This is a genomic window from Oryzihumus sp. (assembly GCF_054325275.1).
This window is the reverse complement of sequence record NZ_JBTCWL010000054.1, coordinates 20,343-27,289: the sequence shown is the minus strand read 5'-3', so window position 1 is coordinate 27,289 and position 6,947 is coordinate 20,343. Positions and strand designations below refer to the sequence as shown.

Here is a 6,947-nt window from a genome sequence, read left to right as displayed (position 1 = left end):
GACCGGGGATCTCGACGATCTCGGTGACGCCTTGGTTGCGACGCTGCTTCTTGTATGACGCGTTGGCGATCGCCCACGGGACCGTGTGGTCCTTCTCCCCGGAGACGATGAGCAGCGGCCCACGGTCGGGGTTCTTGCTGTTGACCTTCGCCTCGGTCCACGGGTTGAGGTTGGCCGTTGCGGCCTGGAAGAGAGGCTTGCCCGAGGCAGGCACGGCGTACGTGTCGTAGAGCTTCCTGGCCTCGTCCTCGTCGACCTCGTTGGCGAACGCATAGCGGAACTGCTCGTAGGTCAACGGGACGGCCCGGCTGTAGTTGGCCGGGTTGCCCAGGACCGGCGAGGCGGACTTCAGTGCCGAGACCGGCAGCGGCAGGACGCCGCGGAACGGTGCGGGGTCGATGGCCACCGAGACCTGGGCCAGGCCGCGCCCGGCGAGGATCTGGGTGATCAGGCCGCCGAAGGAGTGTCCGACCACCGCCGGCTTGCGGTCCAGCGCGCGGATCGTCTCCTCGAAGTGGTCGGCGACCTGCCCCACGGTCTTGTGCGCCAGGGCGTCCGGCTCGGCGTTGGCCTCGGCGACGGTGTTGGGGTCGTCCGGCCACCCGGGAGCGAGCGTGGCGAACCCCGCCTCCTCGAAGCGGGCCCGCCACCGGTCCCAGCTGCTCGGCAGCAGCCAGAGACCGTGGACGAACACGACCGGGACCTTGCCGGACCTGTTGGCCGCGTCGACCTGCTGCTGCTCGGGGGTGCTGATCCCTGTCATGAGCCTCTCCTCCGCGGTGACCTGGGCGAGTCTTCCCAGGGGCCGGGCACGACGGCTCGTGCAGTCCGCGTAGGTGGCGTCGTCGCCCCCGCGGTGGCCGGCCAAGGCCATTGATGAGCCCGATGCCCGGACGTAGCCTCGAAGCGTCCCGGGGAGGAGACGGAGATGGGCGAACACACCGAGACCGCGGTTCTCGCCGGAGGCTGCGCCTGGATCATGCAGCAGCTGCTCCGCCACCCCGAAGGGGTCATCTCCACCCGCACCGGGTTCATGGGCGGCACGAAGGACAACCCGACCGAGACGGACAGCGGCGGTCATGCCGAGGTCGTCGAGGTGGTCTTCGACCCCGCCCGGCTGTCGTACCGAGGGCTGCTCGAGGTGTTCTTCCTGGTTCACCGGGCCGACCTCGATGTGGGCGTCGTGGGTTCGCTGTACCGCTCCGAGATCTTCTGCACCAGCCCGGAGCAGCGGCACGTTGCCGAGGAGATGGTCCGCGACGTCGACGCGTCGGGCCACTGGCCCGGCAAGACAGTGACCCGCGTCAGCGAGGCCGGGGTGTTCTGGGAGATGGGACCGGAGGACCAGGACTACCTGCAACGGTTCCCGCACGGCTGCACGCCCCCATTCCCCCGGCAGGACGACACCTCCGAAAACTTCCGTGCGTTGGCCTAGCCGTTGACAGCTGCATGACGCTTCCGGGCTGATCCACGAACACTCGCTGCGCGGCGACCAGGCGGTCCCCGCTCATGCGCGAAGAGTGACGTCCTCATCCTGATGAGAGGTACTCCTGGGGTGCCGGCCGTGCTGTCTTGGGAGAAGCACTCGGTGGGTTGCCCCACGGGTGCGGTCCCGGAGGGAGGGGGCGATGTGGCAGCCGGACGGTTGGGACGTGCGCACCCGGCTCGGAGTGCTGACACCGCACGCTGATGTCGGTCCCGAATCGGAGATCAGGGCCATGGCTCCTGAGACCGTGGGGGTGTACGCCGCGCGGGTCCCGTTTGGAGCCATGGCGGTCGGCGGTGCCATGGATCGGACCATCCCCCTGGCACCGGTCGCGGCGTTCGTGCAGCCGCCCCACATTGACGACGCGGTCTCGTTGCTGGCCGCCGCACCCGTTGCCGTGATGGGAATCGGCTTCACGAGCTCTGCCTACGTCACCGGGGCGGACGCCGAGAAGGAGCTGATCGACCGACTCCAGAGCCGCAGTGCCGGCATACCGGTCGTCTCCACCTGCGCTGCCGCGGTCGATGCGCTCGGTGTGCTGGGGGCAGAGAGGGTCGCCGTCGTCGATCCCCCGTGGTTCGACGATGAGCTCGACCGACTCGGTGCGGAGTACTTCTCATCGCAGGGCTTCGAGGTGGTCTCGCATGCCGCCTGTGATCTCCCCAGCAACCAGAGGAGCATCAACCCGTCTGAGCTCTATGAGTGGATCCTCGCGCACACACCCGGCAGCTCCCAGGCGGTGTTCGTGGGTGGCAACGGCTTTCGGAGTGTCGGTGTCATCGCTGCGCTCGAGGAGGAGCTGGCACGGCCGGTCCTGACGGCTAACCAGGTGCTCTGTGGGGCATGCTGCGGGCGATCGGGTCCCGGGTTGCACTTCATGGGTACGGGCAGCTGTTCACATAGATCGGGTGACCCAGGTCCGCCGCCCGTGCGCACCTGTCGCAGTGGGGTCGTCGACGGGAGCCTCCCGACCAGGGGCACACCCGCTCAGGACGGTCACGTAGCCTCGGACCGATGAGCCCTACCGCGCACATCGACGAGCCGAACACGATCTTCCGGGAGAAGCTGGGCGCCGTAGCTCCCGGGGCGCACATCGACAGCTGGAGCGGGGTCATCAAGCTGACCTCCTGGTCCGGGCACAGCCTGGAGCCGGCCGTCGTAGTCCACCTCGACCGCGGTGCCCTCGCCGGAGCCGTGTGGGCGCGCGAGGCGGCCGCCCAGCCGCTGTGGCCGCAGGCCAAGCCGACGGAAGCCGGAGTCAACCTGCTCCTCGAGCAGATCGCCGACGCCGTCGCTTCGGTCACGGACACCCAGCGGCACGTGCACGTCTCGACCGACGACGTGGTCCTCGCCACCCGGGCGTCACGCCACTAAAGGGCCCGCGGCCCCGCGCTCAGCCCCAGATGTCCTCCACCAGGCGCTCTGAGGACCGCAGCCCTGCCAGCCACGCGGCGCCGTCGCCCTCGCCGGCACCGGTGTGGCCCCGGAAGACCGTGACCAGGGACGCCCGGACGCCGGGGGCGATGGTGGCGGCGTTGCCGCAGACGAGCACCACCGCGTCGCGCTGGAGCAGGTCCCAGACCTCGTCGGCGCAGTCGAGCATCCCGTCCTGGACCCAGCGGCGGGGAGACCCCGGGGCGTCCGAGTAGCACCGCTCGACCCGGGCCACGCCCTGCTCCTCCCAGGCCGCCAGCTCCTCGGCGTAGAGCAGGTCGAGGTCGGCGTTGCGGCACCCGAAGAACAGCAGCGAGTCCCCGGTCGGCACGCCCTGCTCACGTTGGGCCGCCCGGTCCTGCAGGAACCCGCGGAAGGGCGCCAGGCCGGTCCCGGCGCCGACCATGATCATCGGCGTGCGGGGGTTCTCGGGCGGGCGGAACGGGATCGCCGGCTGACGGACGAACACGAATACCGTGCCGTTGACCGGCAGCTGGGCCAGGTGGCCGGAGCAGACCCCGTTGTAGACACCGGCGCCGGACCGCGCCGGCCCGCGGAGCAGCCCGACGGTGATGCTGCACGTGTCCGCGCTGACCAGCGGTGAGGAGGAGATCGAGTAGAAGCGGGGCCGCAGCGGGGGCAGCAGCTCCAGGTAGACCTCGAACGGCAGCCGGCAGGCCGGGAAGTCGTCCAGCAGGTCCAGGACGGACCGGTTCCGCGCATGGACCTGGTCGCGGTAGAGCGCCTGGCCCTCCTCGGTGTCCTGGGTCATGGCCTGGAGCGCGGCCTGCTGCTCCGGGTCCTCGGTGTAGCGGGCCAGCACCTCCAGGTCGGCCCGGCTGGCCACGTCCTGCAGCTCGACACAGCTGCCCAGCACGCCCAGCAGCGGCGCCGGCTCGTCGATGGGCAGGTGGGTGAAGCTGCCGCCGTTGGGGATGATCGTCAGGTACTGCCCGGCGTCGAGCCCGAACCGGTCGATGACCCGCCGGATCGCCTGGAAGCCGTTGCGCGGCAGCACACCCAGGTGGTCGCCGGTGCGGTACGTCATCCCCGCCGGGATCGCGACCTCGAGGTGCCGGACCGAACGGTCGGGCGGGCCGGCGGACGCCACGGTGGGCAGCAGCTCCCGGTTCTCGCGCACCAGCGCCGGGTGCGCCTGGTAGGAGACGACCACCGGGTTGGTCACCTGCCGGTTGGTCAGGGTCACCGACAGCCGCGGCCCGGTTGGCGCCTCCTTCGCGACCTCCGCGGGCAGGTCCAGCGCCCCGGCGATGTCGGCCCAGAGGCTGGCGTGCCAGGCGCGGTATGCCGCGTCGAAGTCGCCGGCCGCGTTGCCCTCGCCCCGCGGGTGCACGCGTCGCCCGCCGTGCTGCTCGAGCTGCTCGTCGACGAGCTTGGGCACCGCCTGGTAGGTGTCCGCCCACTCGGTGTTGCCGCAGCCGAACACGGTGAACGCCACCCCCTTGGCCGCGTCGGTGTCCGCGCCGCCGAGCCACCGGCAGAAGGCGGCGGCGTTGTCCGGGGGTGTGCCGTTGTAGGAGGAGGTCACGACCACGGTCGCGCCGTCCGCCGGCAGGTCCGACACGTGGTCGTCGAGTGAGCCGACGGTCACGTCGAAGCCGCGTTCGGTGCCCTCCTGCGCCAGCCGGGTCGCCAGCGACTCCGCCGTGCCGAGGTTGGAGCCGAACAGCACGGCCAGGGGCGTGCCGTGGCGCGCCACCATCGGCGCCGGGGCCACCGACGGGGCCGGGGTGCCCGCCGCAACCCCGGGCTCGGCGGTGGCGCGCGCGATGTGGACGTCCGGCCGCGGGACCACCTGGATGTGGAACTCGTCCGGCTTCACCGTGAGCGTCGTCCTGGTCCGCAGCTGGTAGTCGAGGTGGTCGATCAGGTCGAACCGCTGCAGGACCATCCCCAGCACCAGCGCGGCCTCCTGCAGGGCGAACTGCCGGCCGATGCACGCCCGCATCCCGGTGCCGAACGGCTTGTAGACCGCCGGGGACACCGCCGCCAGGCGCTCGGGCGCCATGTGCTCGGGGTTGAACTCCCCGGCGTCCGGCCCCCACACGGACGTGGACCGGTGCAGCGCGGGGGTGAGGACTGTCAAGGGAGTGTGTGCCGGGATGGCGTAGCGGCCACCGATCACGGTGTCCTGGAACGGCGCCCGGGTGAACCCCGGTGCCGTCGGCCACAGGCGCAGCGACTCGTCGAGCACCTGGCGCACGTAGGTCAGGCGGTGCACCTGCTCGAACGTGGGCGCTGCGGTGTCCCCGAACACCTCGTCCACCTCGGCGCGTGCCCGCGCGAGCAACTCCGGGTTCTTGAGCAGGTAGTAGATCGCGAACGACAGCAGGCCCGAGGTCGTCTCGTGGCCGGCGACGAGGAAGGTGATGCACTGCGCCCGGATGTTGTCGTCGGGCAGGCCCTCGCCGCTCTGCTTGTCCACCCCGGTGATCATCCGGCCGAGCAGGTCGGTGGTGTCTGCCGCCTCGCCCTCGGCCCGGCGCTCGGCGATGAGCCGCCCGACGAGGTCGCCCATGAACGCCTGGTCCTCCTCGAGCTGGCGCTGGGCCCGCACCCTCAGCCGGGCCTGGAGGGGCAGCTGGCGCATCCGGGCCTGGGACTCGCCGAGCACCCGCACCATGGCCTGGACGAACGGGTGCGGGGTGTCGCGGTAGAAGGAATTGAACCGGTAGCCGAAGCCGCACAACGCGATGGTGTCGAGGGTCAGCCGGGTCATGTCCGCCGGGACGTCGACCTCCTCCCCCGGGTTCAGCCGCGACCACTTCTCCATGAGCTGGTCGGCGATGTCGAGCATCCGCGGCATGTAGTCGCGCATCGCCTGGACGCTGAACGGGGCCATGAGGATGTTGTGGGCCCGGTGCCACAGCGGGTCGTCGGTGTCGGCGGTGAACAGCCCCGCCCCGACGACGCCGTTACGCAGGTTGGCCAGTCCCCCGCCGACGATCTTGTCGAAGCGGCTGTCGTCGCAGATCTCCTCGACCAGCTCGGGACCGGACACCATCAGCCGCGTGCTGCCGGGGACCGTCACCTTGAAGATCGGGCCGTACTCCCCGGCCATGGCGATGAAGCCCTCGATCGGGTTGTGGGCGTCGATGTCGAAGGCGTTGCCGACCAGCGGCAGCCCGTGCGGACCGGGGATCTGGTCAAGCTCGATCGTCGTGGTCATGGTGGACCTCCGGGGCAAGCGGTGTGGGGACGGTGTGGACACGGGGCAGGTGGCCCGGCGTGGTCGGGCGGCGGGCCTCGAGCAGCAGCACGACGCTCAGCAGCACCACCCAGCCGGGGAAGACGAGCAGGATCGCGGGGTGGAACGTCGTGCTGACCAGCAGGAAGGCCGCGGCGAGGTAGCTCACCACCGCCAGCCAGCGCGGGAGCAGCTCGCGCGTTCGGGCCAGCCGGGTGGTCGCGATGATGTACATCCCCGCGGCGCGCACGCCGAAGACGAAGACCAGCCCGTATCCCGCGCTGCCCAAGGCGCGGGCGACGTCCGGCGGTGGCAGCGGGGTGGAGGAGAAGACGGTCAGCAGCGCCACCGCGCCGACGGCGGCGGAGCCGGCGAACACCATGCAGACGAAGACCACGCCGGAGGTCACCTGCAGCCAGCGCGGCACCTCCGAGCGGGGGCCGGGCAGCTCGTCGATGAGGGTGCGGGTGGCGCTGACGTGCCAGAGGAAGCCGATCCCGGCGAACGGCACGATGTACACGCCGGCGGTCACCAGCACGCTGCCGTGGCCGTCGGCGTAGAACCGGGCGTAGGTGCTGTCCGGCGCGCCGAGGCCCGGGCCCTGGCGGACCAGGACCAGGGCGACGACGAGCAGGACAGCGAACGCGAACCCGGACAGGGCGCTCATCCGCGCGCCGGCTCGGTGCTCCCGGGCCGGTTCCTCCACCAGCACGGTGTCGCTACCGCTACTGGGTCGCTGCTGCCATGAGGGGGCCTTCTTCCTCAGCGGCGAGGGCCGGACAGGTCGGACACCTCACGCTTGTCCCCCCGCGGCGTGAC

Annotated in this window: 6 protein-coding genes; 3 read left to right on the top strand and 3 right to left on the bottom strand. The window is 71.1% G+C overall.

The genetic code is table 11. The features are described from left to right. A partial coding sequence (locus ACXVGS_RS14010) for an alpha/beta hydrolase (protein ID WP_458537073.1) occupies positions 1-763 on the bottom strand: 763 nt, incomplete at its 3' end. Between the two features lie 165 nt (positions 764-928). On the opposite strand from ACXVGS_RS14010, the gene ACXVGS_RS14005 reads away from it, so the two are divergent. The 3 genes from ACXVGS_RS14005 to ACXVGS_RS13995 all read left to right on the top strand — a co-directional run bounded on the left by ACXVGS_RS14005 (position 929) and on the right by ACXVGS_RS13995 (position 2,860). Next, a complete protein-coding gene (locus ACXVGS_RS14005; RefSeq protein WP_458530682.1) occupies positions 929-1,435 on the top strand; it encodes a peptide-methionine (S)-S-oxide reductase MsrA in 507 nt (168 codons plus the stop codon). A 283-nt stretch (positions 1,436-1,718) separates the two neighbouring features. Next, on the top strand, positions 1,719-2,504 hold the full coding sequence (locus tag ACXVGS_RS14000) for a maleate cis-trans isomerase family protein (protein ID WP_458538176.1): 786 nt from the start codon (positions 1,719-1,721) through the stop codon (positions 2,502-2,504). Next, entirely contained in the window at positions 2,501-2,860 is a 360-nt protein-coding gene (locus ACXVGS_RS13995; RefSeq protein ID WP_458530680.1) for a hypothetical protein, read from the top strand. The genes ACXVGS_RS14000 and ACXVGS_RS13995 overlap by 4 nt, the downstream gene beginning before the upstream one ends. Before the next feature lie 19 nt (positions 2,861-2,879). On the opposite strand, the gene ACXVGS_RS13990 is transcribed toward ACXVGS_RS13995, so the two are convergent. Next, the gene (locus ACXVGS_RS13990; protein ID WP_458532216.1) at positions 2,880-6,110 is read right to left on the bottom strand and encodes a bifunctional cytochrome P450/NADPH--P450 reductase; all 3,231 of its coding nucleotides are present in this window, start codon (positions 6,108-6,110) and stop codon (positions 2,880-2,882) included. Beyond that, a complete protein-coding gene (locus ACXVGS_RS13985) occupies positions 6,088-6,834 on the bottom strand; it encodes a hypothetical protein (RefSeq protein WP_458530678.1) in 747 nt (248 codons plus the stop codon). Before ACXVGS_RS13985 ends, ACXVGS_RS13990 begins: the two co-directional genes overlap by 23 nt. Positions 6,835-6,947: the final 113 nt, after the last annotated feature.